Genomic DNA, 22,334 nt, shown 5'->3' on the forward strand with positions numbered 1-22,334 from the left:
CGTTCACTCCACTGCAATCTGGTAAAATTAACATGCAAAAAAACATCATTCTAGGCTCATCCTCTCCTTATCGAAAGGCATTAATAGAACGCTTACAAATTCCTTTTGAGTGCTTATCCCCCAACATAGAAGAAGGCGCACACTCAGATGAATCACCTCAACACCTGGTTGAACGACTCAGTATCGAGAAAGCTGAAGCCGTCTCCAGACAGCTAAGACAACAAAGCACCTCACAAGACGATGCCTGCTACATTATTATTGCTTCGGATCAAATCGCCGTACTAGACAATAAGATTCTTGGAAAACCACACACCAGCGACAAAGCCTTTCAGCAACTTAAAGAGTTCAGCGGCCGTAAAGTGACCTTTTTAACAGGATTGTGCGTATACAACACCACCACTCACTCATACGAATACAGCTTGAGTCAGTATCATGTGTATTTTCGGTCGCTAAAGGATACGGAAATAAAGCGCTACATCGACATTGAACAACCTCTCGATTGCGCCGGCAGCTTCAAGTGCGAAGGATTAGGAGTCTCGTTATTTGAAAAAATGGCAGGCGATGACCCAAATTCATTAATCGGTCTACCTTTAATTGATCTTTGTCGATTACTCAGAAATCAAGGCATCAACCCTTTGTAAAAGAGTGATAAACAGATTGATTAGAGTCCATACCTACAATCGCTTTGCGAGCGATCTGATAAGCAAATTCAATCCAGCTGTTAACAGAAGGAGCAGAAATGATTTCTTCAACTCCCTCCACATCACTCTCTAGAGCTATGGTCCAGCCCTAACAAAACTCACTCGATCTACACTAAGGGATGCTCGCCCCATATCAGCCAAATTAACAAAGCGTACCTTTTCCGCTAAACGCGTTCCCAGACCTGACACCAATTCATCAATATAACGATCACCAACGCTCAAGGCAGGCATCCTGTCTTGCTGTTGACTGGTGACAAATCCAATCACTGATTGACCTGCAGGCAAGTCCGTTAAAAAACGACGAATACGCGGTATATCTTTAACATCAAGTTGCGCCATAATATTGCCTGAAACCATATCCTCATTAGGCAAAGCAACTTGATCTAAACGCACCATGACATCACCCGCACCACGACGATTCACATACAATATCTGATACAAACTATCAGCCGTCTTTACCACCAAGAGGGACTGACTTTGATCAGAGCCATACAACAAGTAATCACCAAAGAAGTTATTTGCCCAAGCATTACTGCTGCCACAGCTTCGGCTCTGACATTCAAACAAGACTTGATGATCGACTTTGGTTAATTCAGCGTAATAGTGCTGATAGACATCCGTTAAAAGTACATTGCGATTGATCTTGTACAATGAAGTCACAAGATTTCCGGTTAATCGCTCAACCTTCTCAGGCTCCCAGCCTCGCCCAGAGCGTTGAATTTTTGCCAACGGCACCTCAACCGATACCGCTTGCTCAGAACGACTTTTCACCAATTGCGCATCACGGTAACTCTCGACAGCCGATGAATCAGCAAACGCAAAGCTCGCCCAAGAAAAACTTAACAATGCAAAAAGACTGAGCTTAACCATAATTTCTTACCCTTACACAAGCTAGCCTGTGGCAAATTAATTTTGATCAATGAATTGCTTAATTTCTGTTGCCACCTCAAAGCTACTCTCAGACTCTAGGTGGAAATGATGATTCCCATCGAGCCACTTCATTTTCACCCATGGAAATTGTTTTATACGCTGATCAACCACTTCTGGATGGCTTTGATAAATACCGTCTTTTGCCAGCAAGACTAAGGTTGGACACTTAATTTCCTGAATAAACGCCTCTACCCCAGTTTCGTCCATACGAAACGGTGATGGGAAGGTCAACTTGATATCATGACGCCAGACCCAGCACTGCGAATCCGACCATCTCGCCCCACGACTCACCAAGTTTTGCGAAGCAGCTTTAGAAAGTTTAGTAAAACCCTCCATTCTCGCCAGCACCATTGCCTCTTCCGATGGATAGCTAGTCTCTCGGCCCTGCTTTAGCTTGGCCATTTTATTGACCGCTCTTTGCAAATGGCCAACGCGTTCAGTAGCGGATCCACTCATTGGCCCAATGTTATCCAAGACAATCAAGCCACGCACTTTATCCGGAGCGATGGCGGCGACCAGCATAGCAACAGCCCCACCCATACTATGTCCTATCAACCACACGCTTTGCTTAGATTGACTCAACACCGACACTAGGTCCAAGACATAGTCCCATAAATGATAAAAGCTACCAGCTGGACGATGGCTCGATAGCCCATGGCCAGCCAAATCTAGTGCGGTATGAGTATAATCAGACAAATAAGGAGCAAGCTGAGAAAAACTGGCCGCATTATCTAACCAGCCATGCAGTGATAATATTTTAATGTCAGAGGAATCTTTAGAAAGCCATTGAATGGCCGCCAGCTCGGTATGCGCCAGCTTGTATACGATGTCATTTCCCATAATACGCATTACCAATCTATGAGAGTTATTTCCATTATCTGGGTGAAGTATGCCAACGAAGTTGACAACACGCCGGCGCAAAAAAGTCCCCTTCTAAGGCTGCCATGGTGGCCGTTGTCATTGCAAACTGAAACGGCAGAGGCTCATCACTTAGATATTCCACCAATTGTTGCGCAAAAGGTTGGTGAGTCACCAGCAAAATAGATTCACCATCTTGCTGCTGCAACCAATCCGCTACATCAGCAGGCTGACCTGAAGGTGTAATCGTTGTTGCCGTTTCGAAGGACAAATTCATATCCAGTTGCGCTAAAAATATTTTTGCCGTCTGTTGAGCACGAATAAACGGGCTAACAAATACCCTATCGAATATTTCCGACCTGGCCATGAAAGCTTGAGCGGCAGACTTTACTTCTGCCACCCCCAGCTCGGTTAACTCTCTTAATTCATCTGCGCCATGAGAATAAGGTGTCGCATTACCATGCCGCAAAACATAAAGACGCTTACGCTTCATCATCAGACGTTACTTGAGGCCAAGGTTGGAAAGGAAAAGGTTTTTCCTCATCCGCATAAGACAAGTAAGCAAAAATCTGACCGATAAAAGCAGAGACATTCGTTAGCCAACAAGCCAAGGTAACAGGCTCATGCTTTGAACCCAGCTTAACCAAACTCACCAACACCACTAGGATGCCAAACACGGTTAAAGCCAAATTTAGAACAAACCAATAAAACACCATAAAGATCAAACGAAACCAAAAATCCTGTTTGGCATAGCCTGGTTTAGACATGCTCATTCTCCTCATTAGTCGCAAATTCAACATCCCACTTCTGCTCACCCGTCATCATAGAACCGATAAGAGAATCCAAAGTAGCACCGTCAAATATTAATTTAAACAAACCTTCTGCAAGTGGCATATAAAGGCCATGTTTATGCGCCTCCTCAACCACCATTTTCAGTGTATTTACACCTTCAGCCACTTCGCCAATCGAACCGACCGCCTCTTCTAGGTTTTGGCCAGATCCAATCGCAAAGCCCACGCGATAATTACGACTCAATGGCGACGTGCAAGTAGCAATCAAATCTCCCATCCCCGCCAAGCCCAAAAAGGTCATAGGATTGGCACCAAAATGTACAGCAAATCGACTCATTTCAGCCAAACTGCGCGTCATAATCATCGACATGGTATTTTCGCCAACTTTTAGGGCTTTCGCCAAACCACAGACAATTGCATAGATATTCTTTAACGCCCCCGCCAATTCCACACCTTTACTGTCAGCATTTTCGTAAACGCGAAACGTTGGCGATTTAAGTAACTCTATCACTCGCTGGCGAACTAAGTCATCTGAACTCGCAATAACCGAGCCTGTCATCTGACCAGCGGCAATTTCTTTGGCCAAATTAGGGCCACTTAACACCCCAATTTTTTGCGTAACCGCATTACGTTTCAGCACATCACTCATTAACTCAAAGCGATTCGGATTGAACCCCTTAGTGGTACTGATCAATATTTTATCCGATGTTAACAATGGCTCTATCCGCTCAACCACTTGCTCAAACGACTTAGACGGAATAGACACAAAAACGGTATCACTGTCACGTATCGCTTGCTCTAAGTTACTAGTCGCCAATAACTCTTGATGAAGCGGGGCATTAGGAAGATAGCGACTGTTTAGCCCTGTTAAATTAATCTCTTCAACTTGTTGCTCGTTACGCATCCACTGACTAACCTGGTGACCATTCGTTGCCATAATATTGGCCAACGCGGTACCAAAACTTCCGCCACCTAAAACACATACAGAATGCTTAATCATGATCTGTTCCTTTCTTGTCATCTCAAGGTTAGGATGAACAACTGACTTCTAAGGATTTTCCCCATTCCGGCGACCTCTGAGCAAGCTCATCAGATGCTTGATGTTCTTCGAACGGGGAAGTTAAAACATTTAACAAACGCCTAAAGGGTAAATAATCACCTTGCTCGGCCGCTTGAATGACGCTATGCGCCAAATAATTTCGCAATACAAATTTGGGATTCGTTTGCAGCATACGTTCCGACATTTGCGACCACGACAAGGTATTTGAGAGTCTAGCCGCCTGATATTGCTGCAACCAGTTAGATAAAGCTTGACGATCAATAACTTCATCTAACAACAAGTCGAACTCACTCTCTCTAAAATGCGCTAATAATCGAAAGAACACACTGTAATCCATTTTTTCTTTTGTTAGCAGACTAAACAAAGACGGCAGTAACACATGAAGATCCGTCGTTTTTTCTAACCCTGTCTTTGCTAACATCAAGTCATCATAATGTTGCTGTAACTCAGCTTCATAAGTTTGTAAAATTGATACTAACTGATCTCGTTCTAAATGATTGGAAAAGCAGCGCATCAGACAATTCAAATTCCACAAACCAACACCGGGTTGACGCGCAAAGGCATAACGCCCTTCATAATCAGAATGATTGCACACCCATGATTCGTCAAAATCTTCCATAAATCCATACGGACCATAATCAATGGTTTCCCCCGTAATGGAAAAGTTATCCGTATTCATGACCCCATGTTGAAAGCCAACGGCTTGCCACTTAGCTATCATCTGCGCGGTTCGCTTTACCACTGCCAGCAACATAGCTACAAGTGGCTGCTCCGCTTGACGACACTCTGGATAATAATAGTCTAGACAATGCTCAACCAACTGATCTAATTGCGCCTGCTTACCTTGATAAAAGAAAAATTCAAAATGCCCAAATCGAATGTGTCCGTTTGCGGTGCGCAACAACATGGCACCAGGTTCTGGCCTCTCTCGATAAACCGCTTCTCGACTATCAAATAACGCCAGCGCTCGGGAACTTGGAATGGACAATGCCGACATAGCCTCACTGGCCAAATACTCTCGAATACAGGATCTCAATACAGCACGGCCATCCCCACGACGAGAATAAGGCGTCAGTCCCGCCCCTTTCATATGCAAATCATATAAAAGACCATCCTGCCCACGAACTTCGCCCAATAAGACTCCCCGCCCATCACCAAGTTGAGGTGAAAAGCCACCAAACTGGTGACCTGCGTAGACCATACTCAGACCTTGAGGCAAAACAGTTTCGCCCATTAATAAGGCTTTAGTTTCAGGAGATTTAATATCAACAGATAAGGAAGTCGCTAGCGCTTGGTTAAATTCAACCAAACGCTGCTCATGAAGTGGCTGAATCGCCACATGTGTGTAAAAAGCGTCGCCTAGAGTCGCATAATGATGTTCTAAATTCATCCTAGCCTACTCGTTAGATTTGCTTACTTAGACATGTCTACCATGTATTCGCAGCGAATACTTTCCCCTACCGTTTTTTCAATTTCTGGGATCATGAAAGCATCGTCTTCACTAGCAAAACTAACAGACTTGCCAGTTTCACCACCTCGACCAGTACGACCAATACGATGCACATAATCCTCAGGATCTTCCGGTAGAGCGTAATTTACCACCAACTCAACATTATCAACGTGGATACCACGCCCAGCAACATCGGTTGCAACCAGTACCTGAATACTGCCATCTTTGAAACTTTTTAAGGTTTTTACTCGCTTATCTTGTGCCACTTCACCCGACAAAATTGCGCAATTAATTTTTTCCATTTTTAGACGTTCGTACAAATCCCGCGTTTCATCACGACGATTGGCGAAGATAATGGTTCGTTGACTGCCATTTTCTTCTATTAATTGCTTCAACACAGGCCATTTTTGATCGGCTTCAACCGTATAAATCACCTGTTCGATGTTTTTGTTGGTCGCTTCTTTTGGCACAACCGACACTTCCTTTGGAAAATAGGTCCATTGTTTCGCCAAAGCTTGAATGTCTTTCGGGAAAGTCGCACTAAACAGCATGGTTTGACGGGTTTCTTTGTGCGGCGTCATACGGATAATGCTTTTCACATCTGGAATGAAGCCCATGGACAACATACGGTCCGCTTCATCCAGAACCAAACACTCCACTTTATTTAGCAAGACTTTACGACTACGAGCAAAATCTAATAATCGACCCGGTGTGGCCACAAGAATGTCCACATTTTCGGTTTGCAAAGCCTGTTTTTGCTTTTCGTAGCTTAACCCACCCACTAACGCCACGACATTTAAATGACAGTTAGCCGTTAGCTTCACAGCTTCATCTGCAATCTGTAACGCCAATTCACGGGTTGGCGCAATAATCAAACCACGGGCGAGATTGTTAGCTCGCTCTTCTTCCAATGGGTAATCTAGGAAATCCGTGATCATGGCAATCAAAAACGCCGCGGTCTTACCCGTACCTGTTTGAGCCTGACCTATGATGTCATAACCCTGCAATGTAGTTGGCAAGGTTTCCGCTTGAATCTCACTGCAATACTCAAACCCCATTTCTGCAATGGACTTTAACACTCGATCCGGTAAGTTCAAATCATGAAAGCGTAATTTACCCTCCGCTTCTGGCACCTTAAAATCATCTATAGACCAAACACCTTGATTCGACGTTGCCTCATCCATTTTTGCTTCACTTGCCTTACCTTGAGCTTTTCTAGGTCGCTTATTTTGACGGCGAGTTCGTTTCGGTTTGGTGTTACTTTCTGGTGCTACGTCTTGATTTTGGTTTTCCATATCGGAATCTATACACTTCTTCGGTTAGAGGTTAATTATCTGAGCATGGAGTGTACCTAATTGATCCAGCTTTATCATCTTTTCCTTTAAAACAGGGTAAAAACTCAGTGGAGTTTAAACCGCTGTTTCTTTGCCATCACCCCAATCGATAAGGCGGTAAACTCTGAACCAATTGGTTTCCATAACGCTTGGTTTTAAGACGCTTATCCAATATATGAATGGTCCCTGAGTCTGTTTCACTTCTTAACAAGCGACCTGTGGCCTGCACTAGACGCAACGAGGCATCTGGAATGGTGATTTCCATAAAGGGATTGCCACCACGCTTTTGGATCCATTCCGCTAAGGTGGCGTCAACAGGATCATCAGGCACAGCAAACGGAATTTTGGCAATAAACACAGAGGAAAGATAATCACCGGGCAAATCCACCCCTTCAGCAAAACTGGCCAAGCCAAATAGCAAACTGCCTTTATCCTCATCAATTCGTGATTTGTGTGACTCTAATATGATTCGCTTCGATTGCTCACCCTGTATTAACAAGATATCTTTCAACGACTCTTTCAAAGATTGCGCCACGTCTTCCATTTGGCGACGAGATGAGAACAACACCAAACTGGCTTTATCTCGATCCACCTTCTCGTTTAGGTAATCAACAATTTCAGCCGTATGCAGCTCAACCTGATTTGGCTCAGATTTCATCTCTGGAATCACCAACACGCCATTATTCTGAAAGTCAAAAGGGCTTAACACACGCAGATACTCGCTCTCTCTCGGCACCCCCGAACGCATATTAAACCGATGAAATTGATTCAACGCCGTGAGTGTCGCAGAGGTCACCACGGCACCAAAACACTTATCCCATAATTGCTGCCGTAAAGTATTGGCCGCTAGAATCGGGGAAGCCCCCAACTCAATATCCTGCTCCATGCCCTGACCAGATAAAATCAACCAACGAGCATTTGGTGGATATTGCTGATCATCCGTCGTTGAATACAGCTGCCACAAACCAACACTTTGCTCGATTCGCCCCAATATCGCCCCTAAAATGGGCTGCCAAGTTTCGGCCATTTCAGGCGTCACACCCATACCCTCATTCTGCTTGGCTTTTTTGCATTCGTCCTGAATGCTTTCAACGCTATTAAATAATTTTTGATAGCTGGTCGACAAACTGTATGCCAATTGCTTCAACTCATCAGGCACCACACCAAACTCAAATCGATGCTGATTATTATTCTGATCCAATCCCAAACCATTAATATAAGGTGATAAGCCTTGCTGAGCGTATTGGATGAAATTGACAATAGTCTGAATCTGTTGCGGCATTTTAATCAGCAATTGACCCGTTAAACTCACCTCATCGGTAAGCTCCTGCTTCAAATTCACCAAATTCTTTTCCAATTGTCTAAGCCAGCTAATACTTTGCTGCAACCTGACCTCATGACGGAAATGCCCTATGGCTTTATCAGGCAGGTGATGGCCCTCATCGAACACATAAATGGTTTCTTTCGGCGGCGTCAGAATAGCACCACCACCTAAGGACAAATCCGCCAGCACAAGGTCATGGTTCGCGACGATGACATCAGCCACTTCAATCTCGGCACGGGCTTTAAAAAATGGACAGGCCGAATAATTGGCACAATTACGATTCGTGCATTGTTGATGGTCAGTCGTTAAGCGACGCCAGTCTAGCTCTCGAATAATACCTTCCCAATTATCTTTATCACCATCCCATTTACCTTTACTTAATGCTTCATCCATCTCTTGATAAAGCACAGTATTGACATCATCCGATTGGAGGTGCTGCTCAAACAAACCGGCAAACATATCGTCCATAGCCTGCTCTTGTGTGCCTAGAAAAGCCTCCAGATTGTTGAGACAAAGATAGCGACCGCGACCTTTCGCTAAGGTGTACTTAAAATTTACCTCGGTATTGGACAAGATATCAGGTAAGTCTTTATGGAGAATTTGTTCTTGCAGAGCCACGGTGGCTGTTGAGATAACAAGCTTTAATCCTCTTGCCTTTGCAATAGGAATGACAGCAAGACAATAGGATAAGGTTTTACCTGTTCCCGTCCCTGCCTCGATGACTGCCACATGTTTTTCATCTAGCCGCTCTCCCTCGGTACCTTGTTTAATGTTTCCCAACGTACGCGCGATCGCACCTATCATTTGGCGCTGACCAACCCTTGGTTTATGGGATTTGGCATCCAGCATATCGCGATAGGCTGATTGGATTTTATTTTTTAATTCGTCTGAAAGCATTTATTTTATTGAGAATCGTTAAGAATGCTGTATATAATAACAGTTACTGTATAAACAACCAGATAGTGCCATGATTAAATTAACCAAAAGACAATCTGATGTACTCGATACCATTCGCGAGTTTATTAATGAAACCGGATTCCCACCTACCCGTGCGGAAATCGCGAAACGACTTGGCTTTAAATCCCCAAATGCGGCTGAAGAACACTTAAAAGCCCTCTGCAAAAAAGGCGCAATTGAAATGCTGTCCGGCGCTTCTCGTGGCATTCGATTGGTTGAGTCTTCCGAAAACAACGCTCCAGAAGACGAGTTAGGTTTGCCCGTTATCGGTAAAGTGGCCGCAGGATACCCTATATTGGCTCAAGAGAACATAGATACCCATGTTACTGTTCCAGGTAATATGTTCTCACCGAAAGCAGATTATTTCTTGTCGGTTTCCGGCACCAGCATGAAAAACATTGGCATTATGGAAGGTGATTTATTGGCCGTCCACAAAACCAATACGGTTCGCAATGGGCAAATTGTCGTTGCCCGCATTGGCGATGAAGTCACCGTTAAACGCTTCGAGCAAAAAGGACGCATTGTTCGATTAATTCCTGAAAACGAAGACTACCAGGACATTGTTGTGGACCTTGAGAGCGAAGAGTTTGCAATCGAAGGCCTGTCTGTCGGCGTTATTCGACAAGGACTATAAAAGCCAATACACATCATAAAAAAGGTGGCCTAAAGCCACCTTTTTTTTGTTGATCTTGTTTAAAATCATTAATGAAGAATTTTAGGACGGAAATCATCGTCCATGTAATCCAACCCTTCATCAGCCATAGACTCATCCGAATACACAAAATCAATCCCTGCATGAAACATGCATTTTGCCAATTCAAAATAACGATCCTGCAAATAAGACCGTGTCGTGTCTGAAATTTTCAGGGTTGCTAACGGCTCTGTTTCCTCGCCACTGTCACTGGCTGGGCGTAATACAATATCGCCGTTTTCCAGCTCAACAATTTCAAGGTATGACTCTTTCATATTAATACTCAGATGACTCTTCTCTAAAACGTAACACCAAGTCAGTTAGCTTGGTCAAATACAATTGCATTGAGGCACCATCATCCCCACCAGAACCAATAAGGTCCGTTCGGCCAAAAGATGATTGAACCAAATGACACTCTAATTGTTGCTGATAAGCACTCAGAAGCTGGCAACACCAAGATCTAGACTGACTTATTAAGTCCTTTAACTCTGACAGAACCGGTACAACAGACTGCTTGGCTTCGGCTTCAGAGGCCAATGTAATCACATCCAAACAATCAGACAATGCATAACTCTGTGCAACTTCTTGCAACAAACCATTGAAGGCACTGCGTAATTGAAACAAAGCCGAGCCTTCAAGACTACTGACCAGCCAAGCTTCGTCACTTGACTGAGCAAGTGCCAGTAAACGCTTTGCAGCATCAAGCCTTTGATTCGTTACACTGGCATAACTTACGCTGATCATTTTTTCTTTTTACCTTCTTCGATGACCCATTTACCGCCATCATAAAAAGCTTTCCACCCCGTTGGTTTGCCTTCATTTTCCGTCATAATGTATTGCTCTTTGGTTTTACGACTATAACGAATCAAGGTAGAACGGCCTTCTGAATCAGCAACGGGCGCATCTGCGAAAAAATGATATTTTGGATCAATTTGATCCATATATGGAATCAATTCTTTCACATAAGGCGCACGGGTTTCGCGTTTACGAGGGAATTGGCTAGCGGCCAAGAACAAACCAGTTGCACCATCACGCAACACGTAATGATCCTCCACCTTCTGACAAGCCAAGTCCGGCATAGGCACTGGGTCCATCTTAGGCGGCGCAACTTCACCGCTTTTAAGCAGCTTACGAGTATTCTTACACTCTTCATTGGTACAGCCAAAATACTTACCAAAGCGCCCCGTCTTAAGCTGCATTTCTGAACTGCATTTATCACACTCAATCACCGGCCCATCGTAGCCTTTGATTTTGAAGCTGCCCGCTTCCACTTCGTAACCGGTACAAGATGGGTTATTACCACAAACATGCAGTTTGCGATGCTCGTCCATCAAATAACTGTCCATGGCAGAGCCACAAATCTTACAGCGATGCTTATTGATCAGCGCCTTAGATTCACCTTCTTCATCGTCGACCGCAACCGCTTCATCGCCACGAATAAGATTAATAGTGGCCTTGCAACGCTCTTTAGGCGGTAAAGCATAGCCAGAGCAAGACATGAAGACCCCTGTGCTGGCGGTACGAATCTGCATAGGACGACTGCATGTTGGGCATTCAACATCCGTCGGCGTTGGCTCATTTAGCATCATGCCGTCATCGGGCGACTCCGCTTTTGCCAACACATTGCTAAAGTCACGATAGAAAGCATTCAGAGTTTGAATCCAGTCTTTATCCCCTTCAGCGATTTCATCCAAACGCTCTTCCATTTGCGCCGTAAAACTAAAGTCCATCAAGGATGAGAAACTGCCAACCAATCGATCGGTGACAATGTCTCCCATTTTCTCTGCATAGAAACGACGATTTTCAACTCGAACATAACCACGATCTTGAATGGTCGAGATAATAGACGCGTAGGTTGAAGGTCGACCAATACCACGCTTTTCCAATTCTTTCACCAAGCTGGCTTCGCTGAATCGAGCCACAGGTTTGGTAAAGTGTTGCTCAGGTAGCAACTCTTTGAGATCTAAAAACTCACCCTGAGTCACATCAGGCAAGATATTATCTTCGCCTTTCTTCACAACCGTTTGCATGGCTCTGGTGTAACCATCAAAGCGCAAAATACGCCCTTTCGCTTTAAATTCGTATTCCTCTGCCACCACGGTAATCGTGGTAGAAGTGTATTCAGCAGGCGTCATTTGACAGGCCATAAATTGGCTGCGAATCAAATCGTATAGACGGTGAGCGTCTTTTTCCATCCCTAACAAATCATCCACGCGCACATTCACATCAGAAGGACGAATGGCTTCGTGAGCCTCTTGCGCACCTTCTTTACTTGAGTAACGAATAGGATCGGCGGGTAAGTAAGCTTCACCAAATGAGCTTAAAATGTATTGACGTAAAGACTCAACCGCCTCAGCACTCAAATTGGTCGAGTCGGTACGCATATAAGTAATGTAACCCGCTTCATACAAACGCTGAGCCAGCATCATGGTCTTCTTAACGCCATAGCCTAAACGCGTACTCGCTGCTTGTTGCAAGGTCGAGGTAATGAAAGGTGCAGAAGGCTTGCTCTTAGTCGGTTTATCCTCGCGACTTTGAACAAGGTACTTCGCCATTTGTAAACGAGCCACATGCTCATCCGATTGCAACTGATTAACCGGTCGATATTCTTTACCTTGGTACTTCGCCGCCTCAAATTTAATCATGTCATCACTTGAGGTCGATAACATGGCATCCAGTTCCCAAAACTCTTCTGGAACGAAGGCACGAATTTCCTGTTCACGCTCAACGATCAAGCGTACCGCAACGGATTGAACTCGGCCAGCAGACAAACCACGCGCTACTTTCGCCCAAAGTAATGGTGACACCATAAAGCCAACCACACGATCGAGAAAACGACGCGCTTGCTGTGCATTGACTCGGTTTAAATCCAACTCGGAAGGCGTTTCGAAGGCAGACTGAATGGCTTTCTTGGTAATTTCGTTAAATACAACACGCTTATAACGGCTGTCATCACCACCAATGGCCTCACGCAAATGCCACGCAATGGCCTCTCCCTCTCTATCCAAATCGGTCGCGAGATAGATGGTGTCAGCATTTTTGGCCAATCGTTTAAGTTCATCGACGACTTTTTCTTTGCCGGGCAACACCTCATAATTAGCATGCCAATTATCTTCAGGATCGACGCCCATACGAGCAATTAGCTGCTTACGAGACTTACGGCTTTTATACTCAAGCTTTTCTTCTGGGCTCATTTTACGCGTCAAAGCGGCTTGCTTTGCTCGCTCCTGAGGCGTCGAAGTCGCGGTTTTACCCGATGGAAGGTCTCGAATATGACCTACACTCGACTTAACGACAAAGTCATTGCCTAAGTATTTATTAATAGTTTTCGCCTTGGCTGGCGATTCCACGATTACCAGTGATTTTCCCATTGAACTGTGTAAGCCTTTTATAAAGTCGATCTGCAAATACTAATTGCACGAAGTTTAATCTCTCGGGGCGCTGATATTAAGCAAACACCTTTTATATGACAAGCGATCCCTGTATTGTTTCTATAATAATTCTTGCTGAACTTGGTATTTCTTATTTAACATACTGAATTCATTGCTAAAGGACAATCATGGCTACGCTGCAAATTTTAACCATCGCGTTTTTAATTATCATAGTACTGTTATCAGTCATTATTGGTTCACGCGCCCATCAAAAAGAAAAAGAGATCACCGAACGCCGAGTTAAACAACTCCAACTGTCCAATCGCGCCGATCGTGTTGAACAACATATACGTGGTCTTAAAGACGTCAACACCGACTCTATTGCCTCTGATGTTCTGTATGACTTCTATCTAGACACACTTCGAGAACTTCTGCAATATTCCGACGATCCTGAAAAAATTGAAATTCGTATCGCGACCGCTGAAGAAGGTCGCAATATCGACCCAATTGAATTTAGCCCAGAACCAGAGCTATTCAGCTTTCAGGAAAAAAGCAACTACAAAGAAAGACTCACCAAATTAGCCAAAATGTTACTTTATTTACGTCGTAAAGGTCGTATTAGTAATGCCCACTATCAGGCCTGCTATGACTATTTACGCTGGTTAAACTTGTGGATCCAGCTTAACCGTCAAATCGTCCAAGCCAACAAAAACTTTGACAATGGCGATACCCGTGTTGCTCAAACACTCTATGGTGTCATCCTGTCACACCTCAAATCTGACGCCATAGAAAGACCAGAGAAAAACACGTTAAAAACCTTTGTCACCGAACGCATGAGAGAAATATTATCGCCACAAATCGAGGCCATGAAAGAAAGTGAGAATCCTGAGGAAGCGCTGGCCAAACTCATGCAAAGCGTGGAATCTCCTGACGCCCCAATGAAACCCAAATAGCTCAAGTATTCCGTACGCAAGGACGATTTTTAAATCACTAGTTTCATCCAGAATCACACGCTTAATGGCAACTTTGTAAAAGATTGCAAGAGTTCGGCAATGTCGTCCACGCTCGATTCATCGCCTTGCTCCTGCCAATAAAAATCGACACTGGCCGCTTGAATTTTAATGCCTTCAAGTCGACCTTCAAATTCTGTCAAAATGGCCTTATCACGATTGGTTAGAGCTATCGACTGACTGGCCCACCAAGCTGACGAGATTGAATCGTATTTCCACACCTCATAAGGCAAAAGCCACACAGGCTTAACAAGAGCCTCCAGCGGCTTAGCCCGATACAAAGAATAACTTACCACTTTTTTGCGTGTCATTGACTTATCCCACTTGTCAGGAAGGTCAATTGATGTAAGCTGGACTGTGAGGTTAAGCTGACGCGCATGCATACGCAGAGCCATACGTTGACGCTCTTTTTTTGGTGGCACAATCCACAAAGCGGAACCCATTAAAGACAAGACGATACAAATAACAATAAGAGCAGTCATATTAGTGTCTCTTTCGTTTTAAACTATAATAAATATATCAAGCCAACTCTGGAGGTATTCTAGATGTATAACAGAATTCTACTCGCTGTTGATCTAACGGATGAAAGTATCAAGGTGGCTAATAAAGCCGTTGGTTTATGCAAAGCAACAGGCGCTAAGTTAACCATCCTTCATGTTATTGAATCACTCAACTACGCTTATGGCGGCGACGTCCCTATCGACATCACTGACATTCAAGCACAGCTTCAAGATACAGCAAAAGAACGCATTGCCATTCTTGAAGATCAAATTGATGCACCCGTTGAAGAATGTTGCATTACACAAGGTGGTATCGAAAGTGAAATACATCGCATTGCAGAAGAAAAGCAGGTAGATCTAATCGTGGTTGGCAGTCACTGCCGTCACGGATTAGCACTTTTACTTGGCTCCACGGCAAATGGCGTTCTTCATGGCGCACCATGCGATGTACTCGCCATCAAGGTCGTAAAAGACTAAATTACTTGCAATAGAATAAGAAAGGCGATGCATTCATCGCCTTTCTTCCATCTTTCGTTACCGCATATTATGCGCTAGCTTCTTGTCCAAGTCGTGCCTTCGCGACTGTCCAAAAGCTCAATCCCTTGATCCGCTAGCTGGTCTCGAATTTCATCACTGCGTGCAAAGTTTTTGTCTTTGCGAGCCTGAGTACGCTCATCAATCAAGGCTTGAATCGCGCTCTCATCTAACCCTGCCGTAATGGTGCTATTTTGTAAGAAATATTCAGGCACTTGATCCAAAAGACCTAATAAGCTTGCTAAAGATTTCAACTCCGCCGCCAAGTTGGCCGCTTTATCACTCTCTTCCGCTTTCGCTTTATTCAACTCTCTGACCAATTCAAACAACACAGAAACAGCGACAGGCGTGTTGAAATCGTCCTGCATCGCCTCTTCAAAACGAGCCGTATATTCTGAGGCAACCCATTCTTCAGCAACACTCTGCTGGCGCAACGCCGTATACAAGCGCTCCAGCGCCACTTTAGCTTCGTTAAGGCTTTGATCAGAATAATCAATCGGACTACGATATTGGCTAGACACCATCAAATAACGAACCACTTCAGGGTTGTATTTTTCCAATACATCACGCACCGTGAAAAAATTCCCCAATGATTTGGACATCTTTTCGTTGTTAACGCGAACCGCACCACAATGCATCCAATAGTTCACATAATCCTTGCCCGTCGCCGCTTCCGATTGCGCGATCTCGTTTTCATGGTGCGGGAACTTAAGATCAGGACCACCACCATGAATATCGAAATGACTGCCTAGGCAATTAGTTGACATCGCTGAACACTCAATGTGCCAACCTGGACGACCCAGCCCCCAAGGTGACTCCCAAGCCACTTCTCCGACTTTTGCTTGCTTCCACAAAACAAAGTCAGCAGGATGCTCTTTTGCTGTTTCTACATCAATACGTGCACCCGCCAGCATGTCTTCCAGTTTGCGATTATTAAGCTTGCCATATTCTTTAAACGCAGTAGCTCGATAATAGACGTCACCAGACGTACCCTGATACGCAAAACCTTTGTCGATCAAGACTTGAACCATATCTATGATTTGTTGCATGAATTCAGTGGCTTTCGGCTCACGATCAGGCATTTTATTACCTAAACGTAATTCATCTTCACGCTGCGCTGCAATCATACGCTCAGTTAAAGCTTGCGTGGTTTCATTATTTTCTTCCGCACGCTTAATGATCTTGTCATCCACATCCGTGATATTTCGGACATAATTCAGTTCGTAGCCCAAATGACGAATAAAGCGTGAAATCACGTCAAAAGAAATCATGGCGCGAGCATGACCAATATGGCAAAAATCGTATACCGTGTTGCCACACACGTACATACCAACCTTACCTTCTTCAATTGGTTTGAAAATTTCTTTCTTCCCACTGAGGGTGTTGTAAATCTTCAGCATCGCCGTTATTTTCCTTTTGCTTCAATTTTCGCCCACGAATCACGCAAGGTCACTGTACGATTGAACACCAAACCCTCTTCCTTCAAATCGCGACAGAAATAACCTTCACGTTCAAATTGGAAGCCTTGGCCTTTCTCTGCTTCTAACAAAGAAGGTTCTACTTTCGCACTGGTTAATACGGTTAGAGATTCTGGGTTAATAAAGTCTAAGAAGGTCTTATCTTCGTAATTTGCATCTGGCGCTTCGTTATCAAACAAACGATCGTATAGGTTTACACTCGCATCAACAGCATGCTTCGCACTCACCCAATGAATCACCCCTTTCGGCTTATAACCCTCTGGGTTCACACCCAGGGTATTTTCATCATAACGACAATGTAGCTCAATGACGTCACCAGCATCATTTTTGATCGCTTCATCACAGGTAATCACATAACCACCACGAAGACGAACAGCGCCTTCCAGCGTTAAACGCTTCCACTTACGAGGCGGCACTTCTGCAAAATCAGCCGCATCAATATACAGCTCCTTACTAAAGGGCACTTGGCGCTGACCTGCAGCTTCATTCTTCGGATGATTACTCACCGTGAAGATTTCTTCTTTGCCTTCAGGGTAGTTAGTTAACACCACTTTAATTGGATTAAGAACCGCCATGGCGCGATTGGCATTCGCGTCTAAGTCTTCACGAATCGCATGCTCCAGCATGCCAACGTCGACCACACTGTCCGATTTAGTCACCCCAATGCGTTCACAGAAATTGCGAATAGATAAAGCAGTGTAACCGCGACGACGTAGACCTGAAATAGTCGGCATACGAGGGTCATCCCAGCCATTAACGTGCTGCTCATCCACCAGCTGTTTTAGCTTACGCTTACTGGTCACAGTGTAATTCAAGTTTAGGCGAGCAAACTCTATTTGCTGCGGATGAACCGTGCCCAAAGTCGCCAACACCCAATCGTATAATGGGCGATGATCTTGGAACTCCAAGGTACAAACAGAATGGGTCACGCCTTCGATTGCGTCAGACAAACAATGGGTAAAATCGTACATAGGGTATACGCACCACTGATCACCTGTTTGATGGTGGTGAACGTGACGTACGCGATAAATAATGGGGTCTCGCAGGTTGATATTTGGACTCGCCATATCAATCTTCGCGCGCAACACCACTTCCCCATCAGCGTATTTTCCCTTCTTCATGTCTTCAAAAATCGCTAAATTTTCTTCAACAGAACGGTCACGAAATGGACTATTTTTACCCGGCTCTTTCAATGTTCCGCGATATTCTCGCATTTGTTCGGCATTTAATTCACAAACATATGCCTTACCAGCTTTAATTAACTGTACAGCGAAATCGTATAACTGACCAAAGTAGTCGGAGGCAAACTTAGGCTCGTCCTTCCACTCAAATCCAAGCCATTCAACATCACGTTTGATAGACTCGATGTACTCAACACTTTCCTTTTCAGGATTCGTATCGTCAAAACGCAAGTTACACTGACCTTGGTAGCGCTGGGCCAAGCCAAAATTCAAACAAATTGACTTTGCATGACCTATGTGAAGATAGCCATTTGGCTCAGGTGGGAAACGAGTCAGCACTTTGCCGCCGTGCTTGCCTGTTTCATTATCTTTATCAATGATTTGGGTAATAAAATTACCTGGTTTTGACGTTTCTGACATGTTTGATGTAAGTCCCGATAAATATTCGTCTAACTGTGAAAATTTGTTCAACGTGCAAGTATATAGCATTTGAGTTTGTATGGGAGATGACTCAGCAAATTTCTTTTTGCGCCACTGACATTTGTACGATTAATCCATTTGTGAACTTACAAGGCATATCGAGCGACAAAAAACACCAAGACTCCGATGACGATGGTCAACAACTGATGCTGACGATAGATGCCTACAGCAAATGCGGCCAACGCCCCAAGCAACCAAGGGTTATCAAGCGACACATCCATTTCACCACTTGGCATTAACACCATTGGGGTAATAATGGCCGTCAGCACGGCCACAGGCATATATTTTAACGCTCGCTCCACATAATCTGGCATGGTCACCTTATGTGCTCGCGCCAGCAACACAAAACGAACCCCAAAGGTAACAACAAACATTCCCAAAATAATAACAAGCGATTGCGTGACACTCATGAGTCAACTCCTTCTAACCGAACTGCATTACCATGACGCCTCTTCCTCTGCTCAGCAAAGTAACCAACCAACACGCCAATCACAGCCGAACTCAATAAACCTAAATTATTCGGCAAATCTGCTAATACAATAGATGACACCGCCGCACTCACGAGACATAGCCAAAAAGGGTGATTTTTCAAATAAGGCGTAATAATTCCAATAAAGGTCGCCACCATGGCAAACTCCAACCCCCACTCGCTCATGCCGGGAATCAACTCACCCGACAACACGCCCAATACAGTGGTAACATTCCACATAAGATAAAAAGCCCAAAATGACCCAAGATACGCTTTATGGCCCGTTTTATCATTCAAGGCACCTGTCGTATACAGCGGCCTTACGGCAGCGTAAGTTTCATCAATCAATCCAAAACCCATCATCAGACGCGTCGAAAAAGGCAAATGCTTAACGTATTTCACCATGTCCGCGGCGTACAAAAGGTGGCGAAGATTCACAATAAAGGTGGTTGACACAATCACCCATATCGGCGCATTGAGCGCAATTAATCCCAACGCAACGAACTGTGCAGAGCCAGCAAACACAATGGCTGACATAGCAATGGCGAACCAAGGGCTTAAGCCATAACTGGAAGCCAAGGAACCAAATAAAATACCAAAAGGTATACCGCCAACAATCATCGGAATGGAAGCGACAACACCTGTCTTGATGGATGCAAACGTATTCAAGGGTTTCCTCCTAGTGCTTTTTCCATATATAAGTCAGCCCTTTTGTATAAAGATGTGAAGGGAACAGGCTTAGCCACAAAGCCATTTTTTTCATACAGAGACTTGGCGGCTAATAAGCAATTCGCCGTTTCCAAATACAGGGTTTTCACGCCTTGAGCACACGCTATTTTATGACAATGACTTAACAGGCGTTGCGCAATTCCCATACCCTGACAATGATCGGCAACCGCGAGTTTTAAAATTTCACCCACTTTGTCAGGATGAGGTTTAAAAGCAAGACAACCAAGCACAGACTCCTTTCCATCTCGTTCACACACAGCCAACCAGATTTGTCCATGATACTGAGACATCCAAGCCTTCGGAGAGTCTAATAGCTCGTAATCGTGTTTATTAATTTGCCCAGGAAAATAGCGTTCAAGCCAGTTCATATTCAAATCATGAAAAGCTAATTGATGCTGTTCAGATTCTAATTGCACTATCGTGATGTCAGACAATCGATCCAACACCTTATTTGCTACACTGTCTGTTAATACTTGCTGTTCCAACTTTACCAAAGCCGTCATAAAGTCATCGCTTGAAAAGGACAGCATGCGCTCTAACACTTGTTGCATCTCCAACAAAACAGGTTCCACTTTCGCCATCGCCTGTTGACCCATTGATGATAAAGTCAACATAGTGCGACGCTGGTCTCGCTGATCCTGAATTTTATCCAACAAGGCTTCGTTTAGCATTTTGCTGATTTGCTTACTGATCGCTGGATGACTCAAATGGAGACGATCTGCCATTTCTGTCACAGATAACGCTCCCTCAACTTGCAACAAACGCAGTATCGGAAAATAGGTCGATGAGATTGGAATCTCACAATACCCATAAATCTCTTGGACTTGCGCAAAAAGATAATCACTTAAACGCTTCATTCGACTCCCTAATGTCAGCACGCCAAACTGCTCCATATCCACCTCCTTAATAAAGCAATACAGCCATCTTCAAACTGGATGATAACAAGTTTTTCAAATTTGCGTAACCGGTTACATATATAAAACTCCAAAGATTGCTTTTAACTCAGCTAACCACTCGTTTGACACCACCAACCTCTGCTATACTGCGCCCCAAATTTATTCCCATCGGAGAAACAAAATGTCAGAAAAAGCCGTCGTGGTATATTCAGGCGGAATGGACTCATTTACTGTGCTCAACACCGCCATCCAACAAGGACTAGAAGTTTATGCGATCTCCTTTAACTATGGTCAAAAGCACAGCAAAGAACTGCAAGTCGCCGCTCAGGTTTGTCAGAGTCTAAACATTCCTCATAAAATTGTTGATATCACCGCCATCAACAGCTTGATGGCCAATTCGTCTCTTACCAGTGACGAAGACATCCCTGAAGGCCATTACGAAAGTGACAGCATGAAGTCCACTGTCGTACCGAATCGCAACATGGTGCTGCTGTCCATGGCTATTGCTTATGCTGTGTCTTTGGAGGCAGGCAAGGTATATTACGGTGCTCATTCAGGTGACCATCACATTTATCCAGATTGCCGACCAGAATTTGTCGATGCGATGAATGCGGTTGCTCAGATTGCCAACTACCAAGCAGTCGACATTGTTACTCCTTTCTTACACTCATCTAAAGGTGAGATTTTGAAAGCCGGTTTAGACATGAAGTTGAACTATGGAAACACCTGGACTTGCTATAATGGCCGCGAAAAGTCCTGCGGCAAATGCGGTGCTTGTAACGAACGCCTAGAAGCCTTTGCCGAACAAGGTCAGACCGACCCACTAGAATACGAATTAAGTTAAACTTGCTCTAACACTTGGCTTTTGTTCCACAAACGTCCAAGTCATTAGGTGACAACCCTACCTCGACTGTTTTTCGAGGCATACAAGGTAAGCACATGTACTCTGTAAAAGAAGCCTTTTACTCCTTGCAAGGAGAAGGCGCACACGCTGGACGCCCAGCATTATTCTGCCGTTTTACGGGCTGTAACCTTTGGTCAGGCCTAGAAAAAACACGCTCTCAATCGGATTGCCAATTCTGTGATACAGACTTCATCGGCACCGATGGACAAAATGGTGGCAAATTTCGTTCAGCCGAATTACTACTCAAGCACCTCGACGCGTTATGGCCCGCCCAACAGGAATACAAATATGTGGTATTTACCGGTGGCGAACCTGCTCTTCAATTAGACGATGCATTAATTAGCACAATGAAGCAGGCAGGCTATACGATTGCCATTGAAACCAACGGCACCTTACCTTTACCTCAAGGGATTGATTGGATTTGCGTGAGCCCTAAAACCAACAAACCACTTGTGGTCACCAAAGGCAATGAGTTGAAGTTGGTGTATCCACAACACCACTTACTACCAAACCAATTTGAAACACTGGCCTTTGATCATTTTTACCTTCAGCCTATGGATCAAAGCCACTTAACGGCTAACCAAATTCCACTACAAGACACCCAGGCAGCCACTTTAAATTATTGTTTAGCACATCCAAGGTGGCGTCTGAGCCTACAAACACATAAAATGCTCAACATCGATTAG

The 22,334-nt window shown here is 44.4% G+C and carries 23 protein-coding genes; 6 read left to right on the plus strand and 17 right to left on the minus strand.

Features of this window, described 5'->3' with window-relative positions; all coding sequences use genetic code 11:
* Positions 1-32: 32 nt before the first annotated feature.
* Positions 33-641 (plus strand): Maf family protein, encoded by a 609-nt coding sequence (locus MAR181_RS09500; protein ID WP_013796373.1) that lies wholly within the window; start codon positions 33-35, stop codon positions 639-641.
* A 135-nt stretch (positions 642-776) separates the two neighbouring features.
* Here MAR181_RS09500 and MAR181_RS09505 read toward each other — a convergent pair whose 3' ends face one another.
* The 8 genes from MAR181_RS09505 to dinG form a co-directional block, all read right to left on the minus strand.
* Entirely contained in the window at positions 777-1,571 is a 795-nt protein-coding gene (locus MAR181_RS09505; protein ID WP_013796374.1) for a DUF4892 domain-containing protein, read from the minus strand.
* A gap of 36 nt (positions 1,572-1,607) precedes the next feature.
* Positions 1,608-2,552 (minus strand): alpha/beta fold hydrolase, encoded by a 945-nt coding sequence (locus tag MAR181_RS09510; RefSeq protein ID WP_245546143.1) that lies wholly within the window; start codon positions 2,550-2,552, stop codon positions 1,608-1,610.
* Positions 2,506-2,985, minus strand: a complete 480-nt coding sequence (gene sixA, locus MAR181_RS09515; protein WP_144011232.1) for a phosphohistidine phosphatase SixA — start codon at positions 2,983-2,985, stop codon at positions 2,506-2,508. Before sixA ends, MAR181_RS09510 begins: the two co-directional genes overlap by 47 nt.
* Positions 2,972-3,256, minus strand: a complete 285-nt coding sequence (locus MAR181_RS09520; protein ID WP_013796377.1) for a DUF4389 domain-containing protein — start codon at positions 3,254-3,256, stop codon at positions 2,972-2,974. Before MAR181_RS09520 ends, sixA begins: the two co-directional genes overlap by 14 nt.
* Positions 3,249-4,280, minus strand: a complete 1,032-nt coding sequence (locus tag MAR181_RS09525; protein WP_013796378.1) for an NAD(P)H-dependent glycerol-3-phosphate dehydrogenase — start codon at positions 4,278-4,280, stop codon at positions 3,249-3,251. The genes MAR181_RS09520 and MAR181_RS09525 overlap by 8 nt, the downstream gene beginning before the upstream one ends.
* Positions 4,281-4,308: 28 nt before the next feature.
* Positions 4,309-5,730 carry a protein adenylyltransferase SelO gene (locus MAR181_RS09530; RefSeq protein WP_013796379.1) on the minus strand — a complete coding sequence of 474 codons (1,422 nt, stop codon included), beginning with the start codon at positions 5,728-5,730 and terminating at the stop codon, positions 4,309-4,311.
* A gap of 23 nt (positions 5,731-5,753) precedes the next feature.
* A complete protein-coding gene (locus MAR181_RS09535; RefSeq protein ID WP_013796380.1) occupies positions 5,754-7,085 on the minus strand; it encodes a DEAD/DEAH box helicase in 1,332 nt (443 codons plus the stop codon).
* Positions 7,086-7,221: 136 nt separating this feature from the next.
* Positions 7,222-9,345: an ATP-dependent DNA helicase DinG gene (dinG, locus tag MAR181_RS09540; RefSeq protein WP_013796381.1), complete on the minus strand. Its 2,124-nt coding sequence runs from the start codon at positions 9,343-9,345 to the stop codon at positions 7,222-7,224.
* A 70-nt stretch (positions 9,346-9,415) separates the two neighbouring features.
* Here dinG and lexA point away from each other — a divergent pair, with 70 nt between their 5' ends.
* A complete protein-coding gene (lexA, locus tag MAR181_RS09545) occupies positions 9,416-10,039 on the plus strand; it encodes a transcriptional repressor LexA (protein WP_013796382.1) in 624 nt (207 codons plus the stop codon).
* Between the two features lie 68 nt (positions 10,040-10,107).
* On the opposite strand, the gene MAR181_RS09550 is transcribed toward lexA, so the two are convergent.
* Genes MAR181_RS09550 through topA form a run of 3 tightly spaced genes read right to left on the minus strand, consistent with a single transcriptional unit; the run spans position 10,108 to position 13,467 of the window.
* Positions 10,108-10,371, minus strand: coding sequence for a hypothetical protein (locus tag MAR181_RS09550; protein WP_013796383.1), 264 nt, complete (start codon positions 10,369-10,371; stop codon positions 10,108-10,110).
* Position 10,372: 1 nt separating this feature from the next.
* A complete protein-coding gene (locus MAR181_RS09555) occupies positions 10,373-10,840 on the minus strand; it encodes a DUF6586 family protein (RefSeq protein WP_013796384.1) in 468 nt (155 codons plus the stop codon).
* Positions 10,837-13,467, minus strand: coding sequence for a type I DNA topoisomerase (gene topA / locus MAR181_RS09560; protein WP_013796385.1), 2,631 nt, complete (start codon positions 13,465-13,467; stop codon positions 10,837-10,839). The genes MAR181_RS09555 and topA overlap by 4 nt, the downstream gene beginning before the upstream one ends.
* 188 nt (positions 13,468-13,655) lie before the next feature.
* On the opposite strand from topA, the gene MAR181_RS09565 reads away from it, so the two are divergent.
* Positions 13,656-14,420 carry a Tim44 domain-containing protein gene (locus MAR181_RS09565; protein WP_013796386.1) on the plus strand — a complete coding sequence of 255 codons (765 nt, stop codon included), beginning with the start codon at positions 13,656-13,658 and terminating at the stop codon, positions 14,418-14,420.
* Between the two features lie 53 nt (positions 14,421-14,473).
* On the opposite strand, the gene MAR181_RS09570 is transcribed toward MAR181_RS09565, so the two are convergent.
* Positions 14,474-14,959, minus strand: a complete 486-nt coding sequence (locus tag MAR181_RS09570; protein ID WP_013796387.1) for a hypothetical protein — start codon at positions 14,957-14,959, stop codon at positions 14,474-14,476.
* A 63-nt stretch (positions 14,960-15,022) separates the two neighbouring features.
* On the opposite strand from MAR181_RS09570, the gene MAR181_RS09575 reads away from it, so the two are divergent.
* On the plus strand, positions 15,023-15,454 hold the full coding sequence (locus tag MAR181_RS09575; RefSeq protein WP_013796388.1) for a universal stress protein: 432 nt from the start codon (positions 15,023-15,025) through the stop codon (positions 15,452-15,454).
* Between the two features lie 74 nt (positions 15,455-15,528).
* On the opposite strand, the gene cysS is transcribed toward MAR181_RS09575, so the two are convergent.
* The 5 genes from cysS to MAR181_RS09600 form a co-directional block, all read right to left on the minus strand.
* Positions 15,529-16,911: a cysteine--tRNA ligase gene (cysS, locus tag MAR181_RS09580; protein WP_013796389.1), complete on the minus strand. Its 1,383-nt coding sequence runs from the start codon at positions 16,909-16,911 to the stop codon at positions 15,529-15,531.
* A gap of 5 nt (positions 16,912-16,916) precedes the next feature.
* Positions 16,917-18,590 (minus strand): glutamine--tRNA ligase/YqeY domain fusion protein, encoded by a 1,674-nt coding sequence (locus MAR181_RS09585; protein WP_013796390.1) that lies wholly within the window; start codon positions 18,588-18,590, stop codon positions 16,917-16,919.
* 146 nt (positions 18,591-18,736) lie between these two features.
* Complete coding sequence (locus MAR181_RS09590) at positions 18,737-19,060, minus strand: AzlD domain-containing protein (RefSeq protein WP_013796391.1); 324 nt, start codon at positions 19,058-19,060, stop codon at positions 18,737-18,739.
* A complete protein-coding gene (locus MAR181_RS09595; protein ID WP_013796392.1) occupies positions 19,057-19,788 on the minus strand; it encodes an AzlC family ABC transporter permease in 732 nt (243 codons plus the stop codon). The genes MAR181_RS09590 and MAR181_RS09595 overlap by 4 nt, the downstream gene beginning before the upstream one ends.
* The gene (locus MAR181_RS09600; protein ID WP_013796393.1) at positions 19,785-20,741 is read right to left on the minus strand and encodes a bifunctional helix-turn-helix transcriptional regulator/GNAT family N-acetyltransferase; all 957 of its coding nucleotides are present in this window, start codon (positions 20,739-20,741) and stop codon (positions 19,785-19,787) included. Before MAR181_RS09600 ends, MAR181_RS09595 begins: the two co-directional genes overlap by 4 nt.
* 184 nt (positions 20,742-20,925) lie before the next feature.
* On the opposite strand from MAR181_RS09600, the gene queC reads away from it, so the two are divergent.
* Both queC and queE read left to right on the plus strand, forming a co-directional pair.
* The gene (queC, locus tag MAR181_RS09605; protein ID WP_013796394.1) at positions 20,926-21,588 is read left to right on the plus strand and encodes a 7-cyano-7-deazaguanine synthase QueC; all 663 of its coding nucleotides are present in this window, start codon (positions 20,926-20,928) and stop codon (positions 21,586-21,588) included.
* A 95-nt stretch (positions 21,589-21,683) separates the two neighbouring features.
* Entirely contained in the window at positions 21,684-22,334 is a 651-nt protein-coding gene (gene queE / locus MAR181_RS09610; protein ID WP_013796395.1) for a 7-carboxy-7-deazaguanine synthase, read from the plus strand.

It is taken from the genome of Marinomonas posidonica IVIA-Po-181, assembly GCF_000214215.1.
Taxonomy (GTDB): domain Bacteria; phylum Pseudomonadota; class Gammaproteobacteria; order Pseudomonadales; family Marinomonadaceae; genus Marinomonas; species Marinomonas posidonica.